Genomic DNA, 24,854 nt, shown 5'->3' on the forward strand with positions numbered 1-24,854 from the left:
CGTGAGGGGCCGGTCCACGGTGGTGGACCGGCCCCTCACGTATGCGGGTCAGGCGTCGACGGTCCTGCCGTCGTGCAGGGCGATGGCGCGCTGCATGGCCTTGCGGGCCCGCGGGGTGTCACGGGCGTCGTGGTAGGCGACGGCGAGGCGGAACCAGCTCCGCCAGTCGTCGGGCGCGGCCTCGGTCTCGGCCTTGCGCCGGGCGAAGACCTCGTCGGCGGAGTCACGGTCGATACGGCCGCCGGGGGTGCGCCGCAGTTCGTCGACCGGCAGGCCGCCCTCGGCGTCGAGTTCGGCGGCCAGGGCGTTGGCCCGGCGGACGAACTGGGTGTTCTTCCACAGGAACCACACGCCGATGACCGGCAGGATCAGCACGGCCACACCGAAGGTGACCGTGATGACGGTGCCGGACTGGATGAGCATGACGCCCCGGCTGCCGACCAGGACGAAGTAGACGACCAGGACGGCGGCCGTCACGGCGTAGGAGATCTTCGCGCGCATCAGTGGGTCTCGTGTCAGCTCAGGTCGAGGAAGTGCTCCAGGCCGAAGGTCAGGCCCGGAGTGGTCACCACCCGCCGCGCGCCGAGCAGGATGCCCGGCATGAAGCTGCTGTGGTGCAGGGAGTCGTGGCGGACGGTGAGGGTCTCGCCTTCGGCGCCGAGGAGGACCTCCTGGTGGGCGAGCAGGCCGCGCAGCCGGACCGAATGGACCGGGACCCCGTCGACGCTGGCGCCGCGAGCGCCGTCCAGGGCGGTCTCCGTGGCGTCCGGCGCCGGTGCCGTGCCCGCCGCGCGGCGTGCCTCGGCGATGAGCTGAGCGGTGCGGGTGGCGGTGCCGGAGGGGGCGTCGACCTTCTTCGGGTGGTGCAGTTCGACGACCTCGACGGACTCGAAGTACGGCGCGGCGATCTGCGCGAACTTCATCGTCAGGACGGCGCCGATGGAGAAGTTCGGCGCGATGAGCACGCCCGTCTCCGGGGAGGCGTCGAGCCAGCCGCCGAGCTGCGCGAGGCGGTCGTCGGTCCAGCCGGTCGTGCCGACGACGGCGTGGATGCCGTGGCCGACGCAGTACTCCAGGTTGGCCATCACCGAGTCCGGCGTGGTCAGTTCGACGGCGACCTGGGCACCCGTCTCGGCGAGGGTCTCCAGCTGGTCGCCCCGGCTCAGGGCGGCGACCAGCTCCATGTCCTCGGCGGCCTCGACCGCCCGTACCGCCTCGGAGCCGATCCGGCCCTTGGCGCCGAGGACCGCCACGCGCAGCTTGCTCATCTCTTGTGCTTCCTTCAACCGGGGATGGTCAGGCGACGGCGTCGTGCAGCCGGGCCGCCTGCTTGTCCTTGAGCGGGCCGATGACCGACAGCGAGGGCCGCACACCCAGGATGTCGCGGGCGACCGCGCGCACGTCGTCGGGGGTCACGGCCGCGATGTGGGACAGCATGTCGTCGACGGACATCTGCTCGCCCCAGCACAGCTCGCTCTTGCCGATACGGTTCATCAGCGCGCCGGTGTCCTCCAGGCCGAGGACCGTGGAGCCGCGGAGCTGGCCGATGGCGCGGTCGATCTCGTCGTCGGACAGGCCGTGCTCGGCGACCTGGTCGAGCTCGTCACGGCAGATCTTCAGCACGTCGTGGACCTGCGAGGGACGGCAGCCCGCGTACACCCCGAACAGCCCGCAGTCGGCGAAGCCGGAGGTGTACGAGTACACGCTGTAGGCCAGGCCGCGCTTCTCGCGGACCTCCTGGAAGAGCCGGGAGGACATGCCGCCGCCGAGGGCGGTGTTGAGGACGCCGAGCGCCCAGCGGCGCTCGTCGGTGCGGGCCAGGCCGGGCATGCCGAGGACGATGTGCGCCTGCTCGGTCTTGCGGCCGATCAGATCGACGCGGCCGGCCGCCCGGACGGTGCGCCGTCCGTGGCGCGGGGCGACGGGGACGGCCGCCGTGTCCTTGAAGGCGCCCGCCTTCTCGAAGGCGGCGCGGACCTGCCGGACGACCTTCTGGTGGTCGACGTTGCCCGCGGCGGCCACGACCAGGTGCGTCGGGTCGTAGTGCTTCTTGTAGAAGCGGCGGATGCGGTCGGCGGTGAGCGCGTTGACGGTGTCGACGGTGCCGAGGACGGGGCGGCCGAGGGGGTTGTCGCCGAACATCGTGTGCGCGAACAGGTCGTGCACACAGTCGCCCGGGTCGTCCTCGGTCATGGCGATCTCCTCGAGGATCGCGCCGCGCTCGACGTCGACGTCCTCCTCGCGGATCAGCGAGCCGGTCAGCATGTCGCAGACGACGTCGATGGCGAGCGGCAGGTCGGTGTCGAGCACGCGCGCGTAGTAGCACGTGTACTCCTTCGCCGTGAAGGCGTTCATCTCGCCGCCCACCGCGTCGACCGCGGCGGAGATGTCCAGGGCTGACCTGCGGGCCGTGCCCTTGAACAGCAGGTGTTCCAGGTAGTGCGTGGCGCCGTTCAGCGCGGGCGTCTCGTCGCGGGAGCCGACGTGCGCCCAGATGCCGAAGGTCGCCGAGCGGACCGAGGGCAGGGTCTCGGTGACGATGCGCAGACCGCCGGGGAGGGTGGTCTTGCGGACCGTGCCGATGCCGTTCCGTCCCTTGATCAGGGTTTGGGTACGGGCGACGGCCCGCGCCTCCGAGGAGGTGCGGGCCGTCGCCGTGGAGCTGATCGACGTCACTTGTCGGCGTCGTCCTTCTTGTCGGCGGAGTCCTCTTCGCCCTCGATCACGGGGATGAGGGAGAGCTTGCCGCGGGAGTCGATCTCGGCGATCTCGACCTGGACCTTCTGGCCCACGCCGACGACGTCCTCGACGTTCTCCACGCGCTTGCCGCCGGCGAGCTTGCGGATCTGCGAGATGTGCAGCAGACCGTCCTTGCCGGGCAGCAGCGAGACGAACGCGCCGAAGGTCGTCGTCTTCACGACGGTGCCCAGGTAGCGCTCGCCGACCTCCGGCATGGTCGGGTTGGCGATGCCGTTGATCGTGGCGCGGGCGGCCTCGGCGGCCGGGCCGTCGGCGGCACCGATGTAGATGGTGCCGTCGTCCTCGATCGTGATCTCGGCGCCGGTGTCCTCCTGGATCTGGTTGATCATCTTGCCCTTGGGGCCGATGACCTCACCGATCTTGTCGACCGGGATCTTCACGGTGATGATCCGCGGCGCGTTCGGGGACATCTCGTCCGGCGTGTCGATCGCTTCCATCATCACGTCGAGGATGTGGAGGCGGGCGTCACGGGCCTGCTTCAGGGCGGCGGCCAGGACGGAGGCCGGGATGCCGTCCAGCTTGGTGTCGAGCTGGAGGGCGGTCACGAACTCCTTGGTGCCGGCGACCTTGAAGTCCATGTCGCCGAAGGCGTCCTCCGCACCGAGGATGTCGGTGAGGGTGACGTAGTGCGTCTCGCCCTCGATCTCCTGGGAGATCAGGCCCATGGCGATACCGGCGACGGGGGCCTTCAGCGGCACACCGGCGTTCAGCAGCGACATGGTGGAGGCGCAGACCGAGCCCATGGACGTCGAGCCGTTGGAGCTCAGCGCCTCGGAGACCTGGCGGATCGCGTAGGGGAACTCCTCGCGGGTCGGCAGGACCGGGACGAGGGCGCGCTCGGCGAGGGCGCCGTGGCCGATCTCGCGGCGCTTCGGGGAGCCGACGCGGCCGGTCTCGCCGGTGGAGTACGGCGGGAAGTTGTAGTTGTGCATGTAGCGCTTGCGGGTCACCGGGGAGAGGGTGTCCAGCTGCTGCTCCATGCGGAGCATGTTGAGGGTGGTGACGCCCAGGATCTGGGTCTCGCCACGCTCGAACACCGCGGAGCCGTGCACGCGCGGGATGGCCTCGACCTCGGCGGCGAGCGTACGGATGTCCGTGACGCCGCGGCCGTCGATGCGCTTCTTCTCCTTGATGACGCGCTCACGGACCAGGGTCTTGGTCAGCGAGCGGTACGCGGCGGAGATCTCCTTCTCGCGGCCCTCGAACTCCGGGAGGAGCTTCTCGGCGGCGAGCGCCTTGACGCGGTCCAGCTCGGCCTCGCGCTCCTGCTTGCCGGCGATGGTCAGCGCGGAGGCGAGCTCCGGCTTCACGGCGGCGGTGAGGGCCTCGAGGACGTCGTCCTGGTAGTCCAGGAAGATCGGGAACTCGGCGGTCGGCTTGGCGGCCTTCGCGGCGAGGTCGGCCTGGGCCTTGCACAGGACCTTGATGAAGGGCTTCGCGGCCTCGAGACCGGCGGCGACGACCTCCTCGGTCGGCGCCTCGGCGCCGCCCTTGACCAGCTGGATGGTCTTCTCGGTGGCCTCGGCCTCGACCATCATGATCGCGACGTCGCCGTCCTCCAGGGTGCGGCCCGCGACGACCATGTCGAAGACGGCGTCCTCGAGCTCGGTGTGCGTGGGGAAGGCGACCCACTGGCCGTTGATCAGCGCGACGCGGACGCCGCCGATCGGGCCGGAGAAGGGCAGGCCGGCCAGCTGCGTCGACGCGGACGCGGCGTTGATCGCCACGACGTCGTACAGGTGGTCGGGGTTGAGCGCCATGATCGTGGCGACGACCTGGATCTCGTTGCGCAGGCCCTTCTTGAAGGAGGGGCGCAGCGGGCGGTCGATCAGGCGGCAGGTGAGGATGGCGTCCTCGGAGGGACGGCCCTCACGGCGGAAGAAGCTGCCGGGGATCTTGCCGGCCGCGTACATCCGCTCCTCGACGTCCACCGTGAGGGGGAAGAAGTCGAGCTGGTCCTTGGGGTTCTTGGAGGCGGTGGTGGCCGACAGCACCATGGTGTCGTCGTCCAGGTACGCCACGGCGGAACCGGCGGCCTGCTTGGCCAGGCGGCCCGTCTCGAAGCGGATGGTGCGGGTGCCGAAGGAGCCGTTGTCGATGACGGCCTCGGCGTAGTGGGTCTCGTTCTCCACTAGCGTTTTCTCCGTTACTTGTCGTCTTTCGTCCGCCGGCTGCCCGTGTGGCAGGGGGACGGTGGCGGAGAAGCGCTCCGTGCGGTGCGGGCCGGTCTTCGATCGAAGCACCCGGGGATCGCTTCCCCCCGGGGGCCACTACCGAGGACCGGCGGCGGCTAGGCGCGCTTCTCCTCGTGGCGTGGACCACATCGTTCCGTGTTCCACGTCATGCGTTGTGCTACCACACTACAAAGCGTGAGTGACAGTCCGCATGTTTCCGCATGTGCGGGCGGTTTTCCGCATGTACGGCAAAGGGAGCGGCCCCCGAGTCGTCGGGAACCGCTCCCCTCATGGCGTCCTACTTGGCGCCCGCCGCACCGCGGCGGATGCCGAGGCGGTCGACCAGCGTACGGAAGCGCTGGATGTCCTTCTTGGCCAGGTACTGCAGAAGGCGGCGACGCTGACCGACCAGGATCAGCAGACCACGACGGGAGTGGTGGTCGTGCTTGTGGGTCTTGAGGTGCTCGGTCAGGTCGGAGATCCGACGGGAGAGCATGGCGACCTGGACCTCGGGGGAGCCGGTGTCGCCCTCCTTCTGGCCGAACTCGCTGATGATCTGCTTCTTCGTAGCGGCGTCGAGCGGCACGCGTACTCCTTGGGTGTCTTCTGTTGCCACCGAGTGCCCCTGGTCTGCATCTCAGGGGAGCTTCCGTGACTCGGGAGGCGGGGATCCGCTGGGCGCAGCCCCCAGGTGGACCGGGGGCGCGTACACAAACGGCCGTCACACAGCGTACCAGCCCCGAGGCGCGCCCCCGGACGGGGCCCTCCCCCGCCGGGACCGGGTCAGAATCCGCCGCGGACCTCGGCGTACACGTCGAGGACGGCGAGGCAGATCGGCACCAGGGAGAGCAGCACCAGGGAGTCGGCGAGGTCGAGCATGCGGCCCCAGAAGGGGGACAGCCCCTTCTGGGGGACGATCAGGGCGATCGCGATGAGCAGCAGGACGCCCGCGCCGACGGAGGCGCCGAGCCACAGGGTGCGTACGTCGACCGGTCCGGAGTTGCCCTGGAGCAGGTCCATGATGATGTCGGCCGGCGGGGAGATCGCGAGGCCGAGCACCAGCAGCGCGAGGGTGACGATGCCGGCCACGAACAGGCAGGTCACCTGCGCGGTGTAGCGGAAGAGACGGGCGCGCAGCATCGCGGCCAGGCCGGTGCACAGGGCGAGCAGCTGCGCCCAGCCGCTGTCGCTGAAGCCGAGGACGGCGCCGGCGGAGCCGACGATGACAGCGGCGCAGCCGCCGACGAGACCGAGCAGCAGCTCGTGGCCGCGGCTGGTCTGGGCGACGATGCGCTGGACGTCGACGGCCTCCAGGTCGCCGTCGCGGCCCTCGCGGCGGGCGCGGGCCAGGTCCTCGGGGTTGCGGAAGCCGATGGGCAGCTTGGCGAAGCGGGCCGACCAGCCCGGCAGGAAGCCGACGACGGCCAGGGCGACGACGGCGGTGCCGGCCGCGATCTCGCGGGGCTCGGCCTCGGTGAGCACTCCGCAGAACACGGCGAGGGTGCCGATCGCGGAGGCGAGCGCGGCGGCCACGAACGGGGCGTCGCCCTGCGGCAGCAGCATGATCAGGACGACGGAGAGGAGCAGCACGGCGACACAGCCGACCAGGAACTGGATGCGTCCGGGGCCCTCCCCCGCGTCCTGCGGGATGGCGCCGGAGCCGGCGATGAGCGCGTGCGGCAGCGCCGAGATGCCGAGGGCGACGGCGGAGCCCCGGTCGTCGTAGACACGGGCGCGGACACCGGCGAGGGCGGTCAGGGCGATCGCGGTGACACCGGCGAGGATGCCCTGCAGTCCGTGCATGTCGTGCCGGACCGGGTCGGCGAACCAGAACACGAAACCGAGCATGACCAGCAGCAGGGACCCGGCGACGAGACCGGCGAGCCGCATCAGGTTGTCGTTCCAGCTGCGCAGGTCCTGCTTGACGGCGGCGGCGATGGCGTCCACCACGTCGTCGTGCACGGCCGGCGGCAGCGAGTCCGCGAAGGTGCGCAGCAGCAGCACCTCGCCGTCCCTGACCCGGTGCTCCAGCAACGAGCGGCTGGCGTCGAGCACCTGTCCCTCACGGGTGACGAGGTGGTAACCCGAGGGGCTGGTGTCCGACTGGACCAGGCCCGAGAGCCTCACGATCTCGGGAAAGAGGTCCTGGATCGGCAGGTCCTCGGGCAGCGCGACGTCGACACGGCTGTCCGGTGCTGCGATGGTGATTCGGCAGAAACCTGTCGAAGTCCCCGTGCTCACCTGGTGTTCCCCCTGCTAGACAAGGCTTCTTCGCGTCGCTCGTACGACGCGGTTGGCCACCCTATCCGTTGTGGCACCCGCCTCACGGGGCACCTCCCGCATTCCTCCCAGGACCTGCGCCGCATCTCCATCCTCCTGGCTCCCTGGGGTCCTGCCCGCATCAGTAGGATCGACGCCTACGCGAACGACGCCTACGCGAACAGAACGTCGCGGTACACGGGGGCGTCAATGCCAGGACGTATCAATCGCGAAGGATGAGTGCATCGGTGAGCGTCGTCATCATCAAGCGACCACCGCGGACAGTGCCCCCGGCCGTCCCGGACGGCGAGGTCAAACTCGAGACGCCGCCCGAGATTCCGCGCGAGGGCGACGAGAGCATGCTGATGAACCTGCTGCCCATGATGGGCATGCTGGGTTCGGTCGGCTTCTTCTTCATGCCCAACCTGCCCTCGTACATGAGGGTGGTCGGTGGTCTGATGCTGGCTTCGACGGTGGCCATGGCCATAGCCCAGTTCGCCAAGTCGCGGCAGGGCGGCGGCGCGGGCATGGCGCAGGACCGGCGTGACTACTTCCGCTATCTGGAGCAGGTCCGCAAGGACGTGCACAAGACCGCCGAACTCCAGCGGCAGAGCCAGCTGTTCCAGCACCCGGACCCGGAGCAGCTGTGGGCGGTGGCGGCCGACAGCAGGCGGCTGTGGGAACGGCGCCCGATGGACGGCGACTTCGCCTCCGTGCGCATCGGCCGCGGTGTCCAGCAGCTCAACACCCCGCTGGTGGCGCCCGAGACGGCGCCGAAGGAGGAGCTGGAGCCGCTGACGGCGGCCGCGATGAAGGCGTTCCTGGACGCGCACGGCAGCCTGTCCGACCTGCCCGTCGCGATCTCGCTGCGCGCCTTCTACCACGTGACGATCTGCGGCGAGACCGAGACGGTCTACGGCAACGCCCGCGCGGCCCTGGCCCAGTTGGCGACGCTGCACTCCCCCGAGGACCTGATGATCGCCGTCGTGGCGCATCCGTCGTCGGCGGAGGAGTGGGACTGGATCAAGTGGCTGCCGCACAGCCAGCACCCGAACGCCAAGGACGGCGCCGGCTCGGCCCGGCTCCTCTTCGACGACCTCGGCGAGCTGGAGGAGTCGCTGGCGGACCAGCTGGACGACCGGCCGCGCTGGAACCGCGAGGCGAACCCGGTCTACGACCAGCCGCACCTGATCGTCGTCCTGGACGGCGGCACCGTGCCACCGGACTCCGAACTGGCCAGCAGCGAGGGCCTGCAGGGCGTCACCTTCCTGGAGATCGCCCCCGGTGAGCTGGAGGAGGAGCTGCGGGCCGGCCTCACGGCGTATGTGAAGCCGCAGCGGATGCGGCTGTTCGTCGGCCACGAGTCCGCGTACACCGGCAGGCCCGACGTCCTCAACGTGGCGCAGGCCGAGTCCCTGGCCCGTCAGCTCGCCCCGTTCCGGGTGGGCTCGGCGGAGGAGGGCGAACCGCTGCTGTCCAACCTGGACTTCACCGACCTGATGGGCATCGGCGACGCCGGCACGGTCGACGTCTCCCGCACCTGGCGGCCGCGCACCCTGCACGAGCGGCTGCGCGTGCCGATCGGTGTCGGGGAGAACGGCGAGCCGGTCATGCTCGACCTCAAGGAGGCCTCCCAGGAGGGCATGGGCCCGCACGGCCTGTGTGTCGGCGCGACCGGTTCCGGCAAGTCAGAGGTGCTGCGCACGCTGGTGCTGGGTCTCGCGGTCACGCACTCCTCGGAGACGCTGAACTTCATCCTCGCGGACTTCAAGGGTGGCGCGACCTTCGCCGGTATGGCGGACATGCCGCACACCGCCGCCGTCATCACCAACCTGGCCGACGACCTCACCCTGGTCGACCGCATGCGCGACTCGATCATGGGTGAGACGCAGCGCCGTCAGGAGCTGCTGCGCTCGGCGGGCAACTACGCCAACCTGCACGACTACGAGAAGGCGCGGGCCGCGGGCGCCGCGCTGGAGCCGCTGGCGTCGCTGGTGATCGTGCTCGACGAGTTCTCCGAACTCCTCACCGCCAAGCCCGACTTCATCGACATGTTCATCCAGATCGGCCGTATCGGCCGGTCGCTGGGCATCCACCTGCTGCTGGCCTCGCAGCGGCTGGAGGAGGGCAAGCTCCGCGGTCTGGACACCTATCTCTCGTACCGGATCGGTCTGCGGACGTTCTCCGCCGCCGAGTCCCGTACGGCGATCGGTGTGCCGGACGCCTACCACCTGCCGTCGATCCCCGGCTCGGGCTATCTGCGCTACGACACCGACACGATGGTCCGGTTCAAGGCCGCGTACGTGTCCGGGCCGTACCACGGCGAGGGCCCGTCGCGGGTGAGCCGTTCGACGCAGCTGCGGCCCGCCCTGTTCACGGCGGAGCAGGTGGCGCTGCCCCCGCAGCCGGTCGTGGAGGAGCCGGAGCCCGAGAACCGCGTGGACGACGCGCTCGCCGACACCGTCCTCGACGTCCTGGTCAGCCGTATGGTCAACCAGGGTCCGCCCGCCCACCAGGTGTGGCTGCCCCCGCTGGAGGAGGCGCCGTCGCTGGAGCAGCTGCTCCCGCAGCTCGCCGTCACCCAGGACCGCGGTCTGACCGCGCCGGACTACACGGCCCTGGGCCGGCTGAACGTGCCGGTCGGCCTCGTCGACAAGCCGTTCGAGCAGCGGCGTGACGTGCTGTACCGGGACTTCCTGGGCGGTGCCGGTCACGGTCTGTTCGTGGGTGGCCCGCAGTCCGGCAAGTCGACCCTGCTGCGCACGCTGATCTCGTCGTTCGCGCTCACGCACACGCCGTCCGAAGTGCAGTTCTACTGCCTGGACTTCGGCGGTGGCGGGCTGATCTCGATGGAGGAGCTGGCGCACGTCGGCGGCGTCGCCAACCGTCTGGACGCCGAAAAGGTGCGCCGCACGGTCAGCGAGGTCGAGGGCATCCTCAACGCCCGCGAGGAGTACTTCCGCGCCCACAACGTCGACTCGATCGCCACGTTCCGTCAGCGCCGGGCCTCGGGTCAACTGCCCGACCAGCCCTGGGGCGACGTGTTCCTGGTCATCGACGGCTGGGCCACCTTCAAGACGGACTACGAGCAGCTGGAGGCGTCCGTCACCGAGATCGCGACGCGTGGCCTCGGCTTCGGCGTGCACGTGATCCTCACCGCCAGCCGGTACACCGAGGTCCGGCCCGCGCTCAAGGACATGCTGCAGAACCGCATCGAGCTGCGGCTCGGTGACCCGACCGAGTCCGAGATCGACCGCAAGGTCGCCCAGAACGTCCCGGCGACCGTGCCGGGCCGCGGTCTGACCCAGGACAAGCTGCACTTCATGGCGGGTCTGCCGCGCGTCGACGGCTCCTCGGAGACGGAGGACCTCTCCGAGGCCACGTCGATCCTGATCCGCGGCATCAACGACAACTGGCAGGGCAGCCACGCCCCGGCGGTGCGCCTGCTGCCCACGATGATGCCGGCGGACCGGCTGCCCAAGGGCTTCGAGCACCCGGACCGCGGTGTCGCCATCGGCATCGACGAGTCGTCGCTGTCGCCGGTCTTCGTCGACTTCGAGACCGACCCGCTGTTCATCGTGTTCGGTGAGAGCGAGTCCGGTAAGTCCGCGATGCTGCGGCTGCTCATCAAGCAGATCACCGAGCGGTACACGCCGGAGCAGGCGAAGATCGTCATGGGTGACTACCGGCGCGCCCACCTGGAGGGCGTGCCCGAGTCGCACCTGTCGCGCTACTGCGCGGCGGCGCCGGCCCTCACGGAGACGCTGGAAGGTCTGGCCGGTTCGATGCACCGCCGGATGCCCGGCCCGGACGTCACGCCCGAACAGCTGCGCAACCGCAGCTGGTACAGCAGCCCGGACGCGTTCGTCATCGTCGACGACTACGACCTGGTGGCGACCGGCGTGAACCCGCTGGCGCCGCTGCTGGAGTACCTGCCGTTCGCCCGCGACATCGGTCTGCGCGTGATCATCGCGCGGGCGTCGGGCGGTGCCAGCCGGTCGCTGTACGAGCCGGTGATGCAGCGGATGCGGGAGCTCGGCGCCCAGGGTGTCGTGCTCTCCGGCGACCGGTCCGAGGGCGCGCTCCTCGGCAACATCACGGCGACGCAGCTGCCGCCGGGGCGTGGGTACTTCCACACCCGCCGGCGCGGTGGGCAGCTCATCCAGACCGGGTGGCTGCCGAACCGGTTCTGAGCACTGCCGGCTTCTTCCGAGGGGGCGGTACCCGAGCACGGGTGCCGCCCCTCCGCCGTCCCGGGGTTGTCCCCAGGGGCTGGGGCCGCGGCCGGTGCCCCGGTTATGGTGGCGGTGGACCAGAAATGCCGAGCCACGGGGGGCAGTTGTGTCATCGGACTACATGGACTCCGATCCCGCGGTCCTCAAGAGCGAGGGCTACACGATGTTCAGCGTCGGCGTGGACTTCGCCAAGGCCGTGAAGGAGCTCCAGACGGGGCTGACCGCGCTGGAGAAGGGCGACACCCCGCCCTGGGGCGACGACGACATCGGCGAGAAGTTCGGCGTCGTCTACGAGGGCCTGCGCGACGGCATGTACGAGTCGATGGGCAGCCTCGCGGAGCGCATCGCCGGGATGGGCGTCGCCTTCACGAAGATGGGCCTGGCCCACGAGAAGAACGAGGCCGAGCAGGACGCCATCTGGCGCGACACGATGGCCGACTACGACGGTCAGGTGAAGGTGCCGTCGGGGGTGGCGCAGGGCCAGCTGCACACGCGGCCGTCGAACTGATCCTCCCCCGGCCTGTGATCGCGGCCTGTCACACGCCCGTTGTCGACGGCTCGCCACCCGCCCGGGGGACGAGTGCGCGACCGCCATGTGGGGGACCCCCGGCGTCAGTAGGGTGAGAGCCGTACGTCGTTCGCACGTCAGGAAGAGGCCCAGCGGCATGACCGAGGCACGCAACAACGAGGCCGGGACCGCGGCCGAGGACACCAAGGCGCGCAAGGAGCGGGAGCGGGACGAGCTGTACGCCCTCGACATCTCCGGCGTCGAGTGGCACTGCGCGCCCGGCACCGAGCAGGACGAGGAGCGCGTGGAGATCGCGTACCTGCCGAACGGCGCGGTCGCCATGCGGTCCTCCCTGGACCCCGGCACCGTGCTGCGCTACACCGAGGCGGAGTGGGAGGCGTTCGTCCTGGGCGCGCGGGACGGCGAGTTCGACCTGGAACCGGCGCCGGGCGAGTAGCCGGGACGGGAGGAGGACGGTCGGCCCCTGTCCGTACACCCCCGCCGTCGTGTTCGTTCCCTGTCCGGCGCCTAAGATCGGGGCCGTATCGATTGCGTCCGCGACGGCGGAGGACGGGGACACATGACCGGCTCGACCGAGGACTACGCACCGCACCCCCACATAGGCGGCCGTACGGCGGCGTTGCGCGCGCTCGCCGCGTGGCGGGCGGCGGCGCCGGGCGCTCCGCGCGTCGTGGTGCTCACCGGGGACGCGGGCAGCGGGCGTTCGCGACTGCTCACCGGCTTCCTCATGCTGTGCGAGCCGGAGTACCGCAAGCAGCTGCCGCTGGACGCGATGGACCCGTCGACGGTGCCGCCGGAGCTGCCGCCGCCCGCGGTGCCGAGCGCCGAGGGGCTGACCGCCGCCCAGGTCCTGTGGCTGATCGCCGACCACTTCGGGCTGCGCGCCACCGGTGTCGAGGGCGTGTACGCCGAACTGGCCGCCCTGGACGAGCCGGTGACCGTCGTCGTCCCGGACGTCGACCGGGCGGGCCCGGTGCGGGCCGCCGACGAACCGGCCCGTCTCGTACGGGAGGTGCTGGCCCCGCTGGCCGCCACCGAGACCGTACGGCTGATGGCCGAGGTGCCGCGTCCGCTCGCCGCCGAACTGGTGGAGGGGCTGCCGCCGGACACCGCGCAGATCATCGACCTCGACGAGCCCGAGTGGGCCGACCCGGACGTGCTGGTGCGGTTCGCGCAGGCCGCGTTGAACCCGGAGTTCGGGGCGCCGGAGTTGCCGTTCACCGTGGACCCGGCCGTGCGTCTCGCCCTGGGGGCGGCGATCGGGCGGCGGGCCGGCAGCCCGTTGGGCGTCCAACTGGCCGTCAACTGCATCCTCATGGCCCCGGAGGGGTTCGATCCGGCCGACGAACGGTTCCTGCCGACGTCGGTCGGCGCGGCGCTGGACCTGCACGCCAGGCGGCTCGGCACCGACTCGCAGACGCTGCGGATGCTGCTGGCGCCGCTCGCGCTGGCCGAGGCGGAGGGGATACCCGTCCAGCTGTGGGCCCGGCTGGCGAGCGCCGTCGCCGGGCATGACATGAGTCCGGCCATCGCGGGCGGCATGCTGCTCGCGGGGCCGTTCGTGCAGCCGGTGGAGGTGCCGGGGTCGGGCGCGGAGAGCGACGGGGCCGATGAGGGGCGCACGTTGTTGCGGTTGCTGCATCCGGCGCTCGCCGAGGAGATCCGCGCCGGGCTGCCGAACGTCGCCGCCGCCCAGACGCAGATCGCGATGTCTTTGCTGGAGGCCGTGCCGGAGCAGGACTGGGGCAAGGCCGATCCGTACGTCCGCGACCACATCGCCGGCCACACGCTGGAGGCCGGGCTGCTGCCCCAACTCCTCACGGACCCCGGCTTGTTCGTACACGCCGATCCGGTACCGCTGCGGGCCGCCGTCGAGGCCGTACCGCTGGAGCAGTTGGGCGCGCCGGCCCGGACGTATCTGCGGACGGCTCCCCTGCTGACCCGCACGCAGGCGCCCGCCGAGCTGCGGGCCGCGTTCCTGGAGACGGCGTTCGTCGAGGACGGGCTGCCGGAGTACGCCGAGGCCATTCGCGAGCGGCTTGGTCTGGAACTGCCCTGGCAGACGCTGTGGAGCCTGCCGGTGAACGGCGGCGTCAGCGCGGTGACGGTGGGCAGCCTGCCCGGCGCGGAGGGGGCCGGCGCCACGCCGGTCGCTGTGCTGGTCGTACCGCCGGGGACGCCGGGCGCACGGCCGGTCGGCGCCGGTGCGGAGACTGGGGAGTCCGGGCCGGCGGCGCTGGTCCACGGTCTCGTACAGCCGGGTCTCCTGGACGACGCCGATCTCGACCGGATCGTCCGCCCGTCCGAGGAGGAGCGTGCCGCCGCACCGCTCGGTCTGAGCCGTGGCGGGGACTACCTGCGGGTCTGGAACCGGGCGGACCAGGAGGTGGTGGCCGCGCTGATCTCGGACACGCCCTTCACGGCCGCCGACCTGTCCCCCGACGGCATCCTGCTCGTGGCCACGGAGCGGGGGGCGAAGGCCCTCCGGATCCGGGCGGCGGGCGCGGAGATAGCCTCGTAAGCAGCAGACACGACGACCTCGGACGCAGCCCCGTCCGTCTCCTCCCCCTCTTCTTCTGCAGCAGTGCATCGACCGATCGAAGGAGCCTCCCCGTGACCAGCCAGGAGCAGGCGCTCGCCGTCGCCGACCGTTGGCTCAACCCGGAAGGGTCGACGGAGCCGCGCCGCGAGGTCCGGATGCAGGAGTTCGACCTGGGCTGGGTCGTGTGGGCGGCACCGGCGGCGCCCGAGCGCGACCCGGAGACCGGGGAGCGGCGGCCGCCCGCCGAGATCGGCAACGCGTGCGGGGTCGTGGACCGCCGTACCGGCGAACTGACGGTCTGGCCGTCGGTGCCGGTGGAGGAGGTCATGCGGATGTACCGGGAGAAGCATGGGGGTGCGGGTGCCGCCGGTGGCTCGGAAGCTGCCGGTGCGCGCCCGGTAGTGGGTCCCGGCAACACGGCGGTGTTCACGTACACCGACCCCGCGAACGGTGAGGAGACCACCCTCTTCCGCACCTCCGCCCCGGGGCTACCCCCGGCCGAGTACCAGGCGTGGGCCGAGCTGCGACGCATGGAAGTGCCCGCGGAGAGCGTGCTGGCCGTACACACCGACCTGCGCCCCAGCCTGCTGCCCGGCGGCTACACCGCCGAGCTCCTCAACACCTTCCGGAACGCCCAGTTGTCCTGCTCGCAGACGTACGGTGCCCGTGCGGAGACGCGGGCCGAGGGCATCGCCGCGCTGGTCGAGCAGGTCGAGACGACGCATCGCATCGCCGGCCAGCAGCCGCCGCCCCGCCCGCACCGCGTGCCGGTCCCGGCGCAGGTGACGCCCGCCGCGCCGATGTCCGACGAGGAGCTCGGCCGCCATCTCGTCGAGGTGTTCGGCGGGGAGGGCGTACGCCGGTACGCCGCCGAGGCCGTGGCGGGCAGCGCACTCCCGGAGACCGCCGCGTCCACGCTGACCTCGGCGGGGCTGCCCGACGACCTCCCGCTCTTCTTCACGGCCGACCGGCCCGACGCGCCCCCGGCCGGCGGCCTGTTCACCGACGTCTCCACCAACCTGCGCGAGCGGCGCAGCCCGGCCGGCGAGGAGAAGATCGCCGCCCTGTCGTACCTGGTCCGCATCGGCTTCGACGGCGTGGCGGTCATCGCGGTGCAGTGCCTGCCCGGCACCGGCCAGCCGGACGGTCTCGGCGCGCTCTGGGCGGTGGACCCGGTCACGGCGACGGCCCGCTACGTCAACGTCTCGACGGCCGCGTTCGCCCGCTCCCTCGCCCTGCTGGCGACGGCAAGGCAACGGATGCGGGGCCTGGACCCGGTGGCGGCGGGCGCGGAAGTGGCCGCGCTGCAGGAGCAGTTGGTGGCGGTGGACGCGTCGGCGCTGACGGATCCGGACGCGTGGTGGTCGCTGGTGGTCGAGCAGATGTGGCATGGGTTGTTCTGACGTCGGCGGTCAGCAGTCGGGTGCGGGGTGTGGGGTGTAACGCCTGCTCCCGGGCCCAATTCTGGGGCTGGGCCCTCTCCAACGCCTGATCAGGAGTGACCGACGACGGGTGGTCCCCTTGCTTCTTCGAAGAGCTCAAAGCCTGGCTTGCAGGCATCGACCCCGCCGCCGCAGCCACCCGCAACTGGGGACACGTCACAGAGGCCGATGAATTCTTCTACCTGAGGAAGACATGACCCGAAGCACATGAGTACAAGCCCATACCCGGACGCCGTCACAGCCGACCTCGCCTTGAATCGCGCCCTGCGCTGGATCGACCGCCCTCGCGACCACAGCGCATGGATGTGGATCGGCGGTCGCGCGGGCAGCGGGAGAACGGCGCTGCTGCGCGAGGTCGTCGTCCGTCACCCTGCCGCGGCCTACGTCGACTGCGCGGGCAGGTCCGCGGAAGAGGTGGCCCGCGACGTGGCGGCCGCCCTCGACATCCGCGCCACGGACTCGTTCAAGGGCAACTTCGCCACCGTCGTCGGCCAGATCACCGACGACCCCGTGGTCATCCTCGCGAACACGCAGTGGGCCGGACGACTGCGCACCACGCGTGAACCGGAACGTGTGCTCGGTCAGGTGGCGCACGCGCTGATCGAGCACCATCGGCGCGGCCTGCGGATGCGCTTGCTCGTCGAGGTCGACGACGGTCCGGGCAGGGTCGCCGAGTGGCACGGACGGCAACTGACACTGGAGGGCGGCTTCGAACCCGGGCCCGCCCTCCCATCACCGGCCGACGAGGCGCCTTGGCCGTCCGCCCTTCGCGCGCTGGGCTTGGCCGAGCACCGTTTCGTTCCCCTCTCCATATGGTCCGTTCTCTGCTCGGCCCTGGGCCGGGACATGTCGGAGGTCCAACTCGAGTCGCTGCTCGACGACACGGCGGCCACGGAGTGGATCCACCGCACCGAGGACGGGACCGGCGCTCCGCAGGTCTCCTTCAAGCAGGAAGCAGCCGCCCGGCACTTGCGTGGGCAGATGCCCGCCGACGAGGCCGAGCGTTGTCACGCGCGTATCGTCACCGCCCTGTCGGCCGCAGACACCTCGGACGATGCCACGCGCTGGTACGCCGAGCGTGCCTTGGCCGGTCACGCCGCCGGCAGCCGGCCAGTTCGAGGGACTTCTCGGGGACACCGCGGCAGTCGCCAGGGTCGGATTCGCAACGCTCTTCGAGGCGTTCGAGGCCGCTTTCCATGGGCAGCCCATTGCCCAGGGCACGGCGGGAGCCCGACTCCACTACCTGGTACGCCGTGGTGGGCAGCCTTCGTCCCAGGGTGAGTGGCTGGCCTTGTTGCACCTGACATTGATGCAGGGCGGACCGGCGGAAAGAGCGGCCGCCGATCGGCTTTTGGCGGCGGCCGCACCCGTGGTGCTGCCTTGGCGGACGCTCTGGGCCCAAGGTGTCGGCGCCGGTGCGTTGAGTACAGACGCCCTGGTCAAGCGCCCGATTGTCCGAACTCTCCAGATCACGCACACCCCGGCCGGTGACGTCCTCACAGCCCGCACCCGCCGCGACTACATCGGCACCTGGGACCTGGCCACGGGCGCACCACGCCCCGAGCCCGGCGAGGCGACGAGCACGCCGAGTGCGACGGCAGCAGATCAAGGGCCCCGCGGGTGGCGCCCTGAGGGAGCCGCGGATGGGGAAGTGGATCTGCCTCGCATGCCCGAGTACGTTCGGCGAGGCGTGCGCCTGGGCCAGTACCTTGCTCTGGCCTCCACGGACGGAGTGTTCGTGGTCGAGATCGATCAAAGCGCAGGGCGGGAGACCGCGTCCGGTCTCCTCAAACGGTTGGTGGGCACCGGAACGACTCTCGCTCCGGCGGACCTGCCGGCCGCGGCCTCGGCCCCCACGACCGAATGGCTGACGGACCTCTGGGGCTCTGCGGCGGTCAGGCGCTTCTCGCAGGAGGCTGTGCCGTCCGCCCTCTCGGACGCCGGTGCCCGCGAATTCCTCACCTCAGTCGGCTTCCCCTGCGTCACGGGCTTCCTCGAACTCGACACCACCGGCCTCGCGGACACCGGCCCGCGCCCCCTCGCCGGGCCGGCCGAGGAGGAATCCGCGTACTACTCGCTCGGATGGTGGCAAGGTGCGCGTCTGCTTCTCGACGGTCACAACGGGCGGGTGCTGCAAGACGGTTCGTCCGGGATCGAGGACGCGCTGGCCGGCAGCAGCCTCGGTCAGTTCGTCGCCATGGTCCGTCTCTACTACTGGTGGTTCGCGTCCGACTGGTCGATCGAGGACACGGAGTCGGACCTACGTCACTGGCTCGATCGCATCGACCCCGATGCCTACCGGACACAGGGATGGCAAAGAGTCTTCGAGGACTACAACTTCGCCGACCGAGTCTGACCGGGGCGGGTCGAGGACCGGTCGCACGGGACGAGTTCGGGCCTCGCTCGGGAGGACGGCATCCCTCTCATGTGCGCGCCATCGGGCCGGGTCAGTAACGTCACGGACCGCACCACCACTTTTGGAGGGGGATCACACGAGTGCCCGAGATCAACGCTGAGGACTGGGCTCGCGTCGAGGCCTGGCGGGAGCTGCCCGCACGGCAGCGGCGGGTGTTCTCCGTCCTCGGCCCGGCGCTGAGTGGCAAGAGCGCGTATCTACGGGCTGTCCAAGACCGCTGGCCCAGCGCCCTACTCATCGACTGCCGGGGCTTGAGCGCCGACGCCGTGGCAACAAGCATGCGCGAAGAGTGTCGTGCCGCTCCGGCCGGTCACCCGTGTGTCCTTCTCCTCGCCAACGTGCAGTACGCGGGTGAGGCGGTGACGTCGACCGAACCCGCCCGCGTGGCTGAAGTCCTGGCTCCGGGGTTTCGACGGTTCCAAGGGCGTGAGGTCTGGGTCATGGCGGAGTATGACCAGGACCTCGTGGCAACCCCCCACATCGCCGAACATGAAGTCATCCTCCCCACACCGGTCTTGGGCACGAAAGGTGGCAGGGAGGAGGAGTTGTCCGCCCTGGCCGCTGCCGAGCTGCGTCAGGTGCCGCTGCTCGTCTGGCAGTTGCTGTGCGACGCGCGCGATGTGCCCACGGAGGCGCGCTCGCTCCTCTCCTTCGCGGAGGAGCGCCCGGACATCCTGATCGTGGACGAGGACCGGTCGTCGGTCGCGTTCCGGTCCGAGGCGTTCCACCATGTGTGGCGACGCAGGCAGCCCATGGATTCGGAGGTCCAGACCCGCATCGTCGACGCGTTGGTGTCCGCGATGACGGACGGCGATGGACCGGGTCTCTGGTCGGAGCAGGGGCCGGTGAGGCAGTACGCCGCTCGCGCTCTGCCTCTGCATGCGGCCCTGGCGGGCACCCTCCCCCACCTCCTGGACGACGGGCGTCTGCTGGCCCAGTTCTCGCCCACTGCGCTGCGTGAGGCTCTCGCCATCGCCCACCCGGACGGCGTGCCGTACGGCAGCGTGGCCGCGATGCTGCACTATCTGGAGGCTCAGGGCGTTACTCCCTCGTCGCAGGGTGAATGGGTGGCCTGGCTCCACCACGCCGCGCTCAGCTCCGGCCGCGCGGAACTGGCCGACGGGCTCCTGGCCGCGGGGGTCCCGCTGTCGTGGCGGACGACATGGACGCACTGGCGCCCCGCAGGCATCTTCGGTCGCATCGAGAGCGAGGCCGGCCGGGTCGACGAACTCGGCGTGCTGGTCGGACAGTCGGGCCTGACCGTCGTCACGGCCCGGGACGTGACGACCGGCAAGATCGCCCATCCGAAGTACCAGTACGTCCGCCAGGAGTGGAGCCCGAGGACCGGGGAGCCCGACTCGGCTCCCGTCGAGGTGCGCGCCTCCCTGTCGGACGAACTTCTCCCCTGGAGCAGCCCGAGACGCTCCGAGGGTCCCGAGGTGCATGACGTCACGTTCGCCGAGCACACGGACACCGGCTGGAAGCTGGAGACGCCCACCGTCCCCGGCCCGCCCGCCTGCCCTCAGGCAGTCACGAAGGGCGCCTACGTCGACGGACACTGGGTACTCGCCGGCACCATGGGCCTCTTCGCCGTGTCCGTCCAGGCGACGGCCGACACCGCGCAGGTCACCTACCCCAAGCGCCCTCTGATCGCCGCTCACACCCGCCCCGCCCCCTGGCCCCTCCCCCCGTCCGCGGCAGCCGCCCTACGCGGTGACGGCATGCGGGACTGGCTCGAGGAGACCTTCGGCACAGGGGCCTGCCACCAGCTCGCCGATGAGCAGCTCCCTGCCGGCCTGACGGACCCCGCCGCACGGGACTTCCTCACCCGGACGGGTCTGCCGGAGATCAGAGACTTCCTGCACCTGGCCATCACCCCGCGCGGAGACAGCCCCTTGGCCGAGGTGCCCTGGCCCGGCCAGGACCGGAGCCTCCCCCGGCAGCGCCGCGCCAAAAGCGAGGCACCCACCAGCGGCCCGTTCTACGAGCTGGGCACGTGGATGTACTCCAGACTCCTGCTCGACGGCGGCACCGGCCGGCTCTACCGAGACACCACGGGCGGCTCCCCCGACCCCGTCGCAGGCAGCAGCCTCACCCAGTTCTTCGCCACCGTCCGGCTGTACGACGAGTTCCGCAGGACCCACTTCCCCTACGCCACCGACCACAAAGACGCACTGGACAACCTCGCCAGGTGGCACGAGCACATCGATCCCGCCGCTTCCCGGGCCGAGACCTGGACGCTCATCCTCGAGGGCTACGACTTCGAGGACAGCACGTGGGACCTGGCGTCCTACGGACTGGAATGGATCTGAGCCGTAGTTCAAGCACCCCGCTTGTCCGCCGCCGACAACGGCAGTGGTTCAGGGCCGCGTGCGGGGCCCTCAGTACAGCGAGAAACCCCCGCTGTGCCGCCCCCCGCCCGGCTTCTTGCCGCCCGGTTCCGAAGGCCCGCCCTCGGCGTCCTTCCGAGCGGCGTCGGCGTCACCCTGCAAGGGCTCGCCGTGCCTGAGGCGGTCGCGCTCCTCCTCGGGCAGGGACTCCCACTGGCCGCGCAGGGACGCCAGTCCCCCGCTGCCGAAGGCGCGGGCGAACGCCGGGTCGTCCAGGGCGTCACGCAGGGCGAGCCGACCCGACAGCATGCGCTTGGCGGCGTCCTGGAGGTCCTTGCTCACGTTGTCGGTCTGCGACAGCTTGCGCAGCGCGGAGTTCAGGGACTTGATCTGCTCGGGCTCGAGCGCCTCGTCGAGCACGCCGCGCTCGGGCGACGCGCCCTGCGGGTTCGATGAGTTGTCGGGCTGCCGTGCCATGTCGCATCTCCTCGCTGTTCCGGTCCGCTCGTCGGCCCCCGCAGTATCTCGTGATCTCGTGCGGGATGTTCCGTGGGACCGCATGGCTGCTGCCGTGGCCACCCCAACCGTACGGCCACCGCCGCCAGGAGCCGCACGGACCTCCACATCAGCCACACGGGCGGACACAGCAGTCTCACGGGGCCAAGCGGCAAGTACCGCCTCAGCCACTCGCCCAGGCCACCCGGTCACGGCCGCTCGGCGGTCAGGGCAGCGCGTTGCCCAGCGTCGCGCCGACCGCGCCCACGATGGTCGCCATGAGGGCCCAGCGGGTGCGGCCGCGCCGGGCGAGTTCCACGCCGGGTGTGGCGGAGGCGAGGCCTATCGAATAGGCCACGGTCCAGGCACCGGCCTCCGTGCCGCCGTTCAGCCGCCCCACGATCGCGAAAAGGCACGCCACCGCGACCAGTGCCCCTATGGCCATGAGGCCGCCACGAGCGCTCCGCGCCTGCTGCGACCGCTCGCTCGGCGTGCTGGGCTCCGTGAGTCTCTGAGGACGCGCCCGCAGTTCCTTTACGTCTACGTCGTCCCGGACCGGACTGTCCGCGCCGCGTTCCGCCAGCATTTGTTCCCCATCACGCGTCGTCATGTGCAGGCAGCGTAGCGCCCGCGGGGCCGTACGCGAACGGCGGGCGAGTCCCATGATCCGGCCGCGCGGACGGCCGTCGCGTGGCGCGCCGCGACAGGCCTCGGCTCTGCTCTTCGCCCGAGGGTCTCGCTGGGGAGGTACGGGCGTCGGGCGAACGTCGGTCGGCCCTAAAGAAGGGGGCGTTCGGTGTGCATCGCGGTGACGCCAGCCGGGCCGTCCCGCCAACGGCTCCGTCCTGAAACGGACTTGTGACAGCACCACCCTGAGGCGGTTCGACGGTGATTCCGTAAACTTTGCGGACGGCTGTACTCCTGTGTGATTTCCCTGGACGGGTGAGGGAGTTGTACGGCCGTTCGGTCTGACGGGGGTGCTTTCTGCTGTGTCGATGATGCTGCCGGACGAGCTCGAGTGGGTACTCGAGATGCTGGGCTACCGATGGCCTACAGCGGACGAGGACAAGCTCAGAGACTGTGCCGAGGTGTGGCGGCAGTTCGGCGAGAAGGTCACCGAGCTGCACGGCACGGCGAACGGCGCCGCCCGTCAGGTCACCGCGCACAACGCCGGTGAGTCGATCGACAAGTTCGTCAAGACGTACGAGAAGTTCGACGGCGGTGGCGGCGGAGACGGTTACCTCCGCAACGCCGCCGAGGCCGCGTTCCTCATCGCAAACGTGCTGGAGGCCTGCGCCTACCTCGTCGAATTCGCCAAGTGGGCGGTCATCGCCCAGCTGATCGCCCTGGCGATCGAGATCGTCGCCGCGCACGCCGCCGCTCCCTTCACCTTCGGCCTGTCGGAGGTCGCCGGCCTCGGCGCCACGCAGGTCACCCGTCTCATCGTCCGCCGCCTCCTCGACGAGCTGAAGAAGGCTCTGCTCGAGGCGATCGTGGAGACGATGAAGGAGCCGGCCATCTCGGCGATCGAAGCGATCATCACCGACCTCGTCCGCCAGACGGTGAACGTCGGCTTCGGTGCTCAGGAGGGCTACGACGTCGGCGCCACCCTCAAGGCCGGGGGTACGGCGGGACTGGACGCGCTCAAGCAGAGCCCGCAGACGTTCGCCGAGGGCGTCCGCGACAGCCTGGGCCAGAAGGCCGGCAGCCGGGCCCGCCATGCGATCGACAGCCGTATCGACGGCTACGACGGGGCGTCGGGACTGCCTGACGGCGACGTCGGCAGCGACCCCGGTTCGGACAGCGGCTCCAGGTCGTCCTCGTCGTCCTCCGACTCGCCGTCCTCCAACTCCTCGCCGTCGAACTCGGACGGCAACTCCGGCACGTCCAGCTCCGATTCGAACGGGTCGGACTCCTCGACGTCCACGCGGTCGGGCAACGGCAACAACCTGCCCGGCACGAACATAGGCAACGGCATATCCGCCGACATCGGCGGCAACAACATAGGCGGCCCCAATGTGGGGGCGGGTCCGGACTCCGGTTCTGGGCCGGGCTCGGACTCCAGGAGTCCGTCCTCCTCGGACACGCCGTACTCGCGGCCGGCGCAGTCGCCGTCCGACTCGTCCCTGTCCGACTTCGACGACCCCTCGCCGGGCGGCCGCTCGCCCAGCGGCTCCGACAGCTCCACCGGCTCGTCCAGCTCCCCGAGCACGTCGGGCCCGTCCCACAGCGGTGGCTCCCCGGTGTCCGGGCTGTCGTCACCGTCCCCGCAGTCGGCGCCCGCGCACGCGTCGTCGTCCAGCAGTCCGTCGTCCTCGCCGACGGGCGGCTCGATCGGCACCCAGATCGACAGCCTGGCGGCCACCGCGCCCACGCAGACCAACGCGGCGCCGACGCCGACGACCGGCGACTCCGCCCCGACCGGCTCCGGAGGCCGTCCGGACGGTGGGTCGGGCGGCATGCCGACGTCGCCCACTGCGGCCTCCCCCGCCGGAACGGCTCCGGCCGCGAGCCACAGTTCAGGCGGCCCGTCGGGCGGCGGTACGTCCCCGACGAGCCCGGCCGCCAACTCGAACCCGGCGAGGAATCCTTCCGCCAGCACCCCCGGCAACGCGCCCACTGCCGGGACAGGACCGGCCTCCACCTCACGCCCCACATCTCCCACGGCGCCTCGGAGCACACCCGCTCCGGACGGCCGCGTCCCCGGAGCCGGGGACAGCCGTACGCCGGGCACGGCCGACGGCCGAATACCGGCGCAGCGCCCCGGGGGTACCCCCACGGGAGATTCCGGCACCACGCCACGCAACACCCCGGGCACTCCTCCCGGCGACCGCACCGCACCGCGCGGCAACACGCCTGGTAGTCCTGCCACCGCCGGGGACGGCAACACACCCCGGCCGCGTCCGACGACCGCGACCCCCGGCGACGGAACGGCGTCCCGCACCAACACGAGTACGACGCCTCACGACAACTCGACGTCCCGGAACAACCCCGGCACGAGGCCGAGCGACACGTCAACGCCCCGCAGCAACCCCACTACGACGCCGGGCGACAACTCGACCTCCCGCAACAACCCCGGCACGACACCGAACGACCGCGGCGACCGCACGCCGCCCCGCACCACCACCCCCGGCAACCCGAGCACGGCCCCCCGGAACGACAGCACCGCTCCGCGCAGCACGCCGGACCAGCCCGGGAGCAGCCGTACCCCCACCCCGGGGCAGAACCCCACACAGTCGTCGCCGTCCAGGACGACACCGCCGTCCACGACGTCTCCGTCCACATCGACACCGGGCGGCAGCACTCCCCACGCCCCGTCGACCTCGCCGAGCCCCGCCACGCCCAACCAGCCGGGCACCGGCACCACCCCGTCCCGTCCGCCGCAGCAGCCCGCAGGCAGCACACCGAACCAACCCGGTCCCCAGACCCAGCCGCAGCCGCACACCCAGCAGCACCCTGCGAGCACCCCGAACCACCAGCAGCAGTCGCAGGTCACACCGGTCCCGATCCACCACGTGACCACCACGCCGAGCGGACAGGCCACCCCCTCCGCGCCCCACAACCCGGACTCGGGCGGCCCCACCACTCCCGACCACCAGAGCACCACCCCCGACACCGCGAAGCCGAGGGACGTCCCGACCCCGGCCTCGGAGACGCGCAACACGAACCCTC

At 71.0% G+C, this 24,854-nt stretch carries 19 protein-coding genes; 8 read left to right on the forward strand and 11 right to left on the reverse strand.

What is annotated here, in order from left to right:
- Window positions 1-48 precede the first annotated feature (48 nt).
- The 6 genes from ACFV46_RS09610 to eccD form a co-directional block, all read right to left on the reverse strand.
- Window positions 49-501 (reverse strand): tetratricopeptide repeat protein, encoded by a 453-nt coding sequence (locus tag ACFV46_RS09610; RefSeq protein WP_151786208.1) that lies wholly within the window; start codon window positions 499-501, stop codon window positions 49-51.
- Window positions 502-515: 14 nt separating this feature from the next.
- Window positions 516-1,268, reverse strand: a complete 753-nt coding sequence (dapB, locus tag ACFV46_RS09615; protein WP_361927312.1) for a 4-hydroxy-tetrahydrodipicolinate reductase — start codon at window positions 1,266-1,268, stop codon at window positions 516-518.
- A gap of 28 nt (window positions 1,269-1,296) precedes the next feature.
- On the reverse strand, window positions 1,297-2,676 hold the full coding sequence (locus tag ACFV46_RS09620; RefSeq protein ID WP_385497669.1) for a M16 family metallopeptidase: 1,380 nt from the start codon (window positions 2,674-2,676) through the stop codon (window positions 1,297-1,299).
- Window positions 2,673-4,892: a polyribonucleotide nucleotidyltransferase gene (locus ACFV46_RS09625; protein ID WP_361927307.1), complete on the reverse strand. Its 2,220-nt coding sequence runs from the start codon at window positions 4,890-4,892 to the stop codon at window positions 2,673-2,675. Before ACFV46_RS09625 ends, ACFV46_RS09620 begins: the two co-directional genes overlap by 4 nt.
- A gap of 340 nt (window positions 4,893-5,232) precedes the next feature.
- Window positions 5,233-5,520, reverse strand: a complete 288-nt coding sequence (gene rpsO, locus ACFV46_RS09630) for a 30S ribosomal protein S15 (protein ID WP_030046008.1) — start codon at window positions 5,518-5,520, stop codon at window positions 5,233-5,235.
- A 197-nt stretch (window positions 5,521-5,717) separates the two neighbouring features.
- The gene (gene eccD / locus ACFV46_RS09635) at window positions 5,718-7,175 is read right to left on the reverse strand and encodes a type VII secretion integral membrane protein EccD (protein ID WP_283285611.1); all 1,458 of its coding nucleotides are present in this window, start codon (window positions 7,173-7,175) and stop codon (window positions 5,718-5,720) included.
- Between the two features lie 266 nt (window positions 7,176-7,441).
- Here eccD and eccCa point away from each other — a divergent pair, with 266 nt between their 5' ends.
- From eccCa to ACFV46_RS09675, 8 genes are all read left to right on the forward strand, one after another.
- Window positions 7,442-11,386, forward strand: a complete 3,945-nt coding sequence (eccCa, locus tag ACFV46_RS09640) for a type VII secretion protein EccCa (protein ID WP_385497670.1) — start codon at window positions 7,442-7,444, stop codon at window positions 11,384-11,386.
- Window positions 11,387-11,549: 163 nt separating this feature from the next.
- Window positions 11,550-11,936, forward strand: a complete 387-nt coding sequence (locus ACFV46_RS09645) for a hypothetical protein (protein ID WP_361927298.1) — start codon at window positions 11,550-11,552, stop codon at window positions 11,934-11,936.
- Between the two features lie 157 nt (window positions 11,937-12,093).
- A complete protein-coding gene (locus tag ACFV46_RS09650) occupies window positions 12,094-12,393 on the forward strand; it encodes a DUF397 domain-containing protein (RefSeq protein ID WP_283285614.1) in 300 nt (99 codons plus the stop codon).
- A gap of 123 nt (window positions 12,394-12,516) precedes the next feature.
- Window positions 12,517-14,478, forward strand: coding sequence for an ATP-binding protein (locus ACFV46_RS09655; RefSeq protein WP_385497671.1), 1,962 nt, complete (start codon window positions 12,517-12,519; stop codon window positions 14,476-14,478).
- A gap of 92 nt (window positions 14,479-14,570) precedes the next feature.
- On the forward strand, window positions 14,571-15,902 hold the full coding sequence (locus tag ACFV46_RS09660; RefSeq protein WP_385497672.1) for an SUKH-4 family immunity protein: 1,332 nt from the start codon (window positions 14,571-14,573) through the stop codon (window positions 15,900-15,902).
- A 246-nt stretch (window positions 15,903-16,148) separates the two neighbouring features.
- Window positions 16,149-17,222 carry a hypothetical protein gene (locus tag ACFV46_RS09665; RefSeq protein WP_385497674.1) on the forward strand — a complete coding sequence of 358 codons (1,074 nt, stop codon included), beginning with the start codon at window positions 16,149-16,151 and terminating at the stop codon, window positions 17,220-17,222.
- A 385-nt stretch (window positions 17,223-17,607) separates the two neighbouring features.
- Entirely contained in the window at window positions 17,608-18,297 is a 690-nt protein-coding gene (locus ACFV46_RS09670; RefSeq protein ID WP_385497675.1) for an SUKH-4 family immunity protein, read from the forward strand.
- A gap of 605 nt (window positions 18,298-18,902) precedes the next feature.
- Window positions 18,903-20,669: an SUKH-4 family immunity protein gene (locus ACFV46_RS09675; RefSeq protein ID WP_385497676.1), complete on the forward strand. Its 1,767-nt coding sequence runs from the start codon at window positions 18,903-18,905 to the stop codon at window positions 20,667-20,669.
- A 69-nt stretch (window positions 20,670-20,738) separates the two neighbouring features.
- Here the strand turns inward: ACFV46_RS09675 and ACFV46_RS09680 are convergent, their stop codons facing one another.
- From ACFV46_RS09680 to ACFV46_RS09700, 5 genes are all read right to left on the reverse strand, one after another.
- Complete coding sequence (locus ACFV46_RS09680; protein ID WP_361927284.1) at window positions 20,739-21,164, reverse strand: hypothetical protein; 426 nt, start codon at window positions 21,162-21,164, stop codon at window positions 20,739-20,741.
- 244 nt (window positions 21,165-21,408) lie between these two features.
- On the reverse strand, window positions 21,409-21,792 hold the full coding sequence (locus ACFV46_RS09685; RefSeq protein ID WP_376727309.1) for a hypothetical protein: 384 nt from the start codon (window positions 21,790-21,792) through the stop codon (window positions 21,409-21,411).
- On the reverse strand, window positions 21,779-22,903 hold the full coding sequence (locus ACFV46_RS09690; protein WP_385497677.1) for a hypothetical protein: 1,125 nt from the start codon (window positions 22,901-22,903) through the stop codon (window positions 21,779-21,781). Before ACFV46_RS09690 ends, ACFV46_RS09685 begins: the two co-directional genes overlap by 14 nt.
- Before the next feature lie 23 nt (window positions 22,904-22,926).
- Entirely contained in the window at window positions 22,927-23,802 is an 876-nt protein-coding gene (locus ACFV46_RS09695; protein ID WP_385497678.1) for a hypothetical protein, read from the reverse strand.
- Between the two features lie 342 nt (window positions 23,803-24,144).
- Entirely contained in the window at window positions 24,145-24,846 is a 702-nt protein-coding gene (locus ACFV46_RS09700; RefSeq protein WP_385497679.1) for a hypothetical protein, read from the reverse strand.
- Window positions 24,847-24,854 lie beyond the last annotated feature (8 nt).

It is taken from the genome of Streptomyces sp. NPDC059852, assembly GCF_042731455.1.
GTDB lineage: Bacteria > Actinomycetota > Actinomycetes > Streptomycetales > Streptomycetaceae > Streptomyces.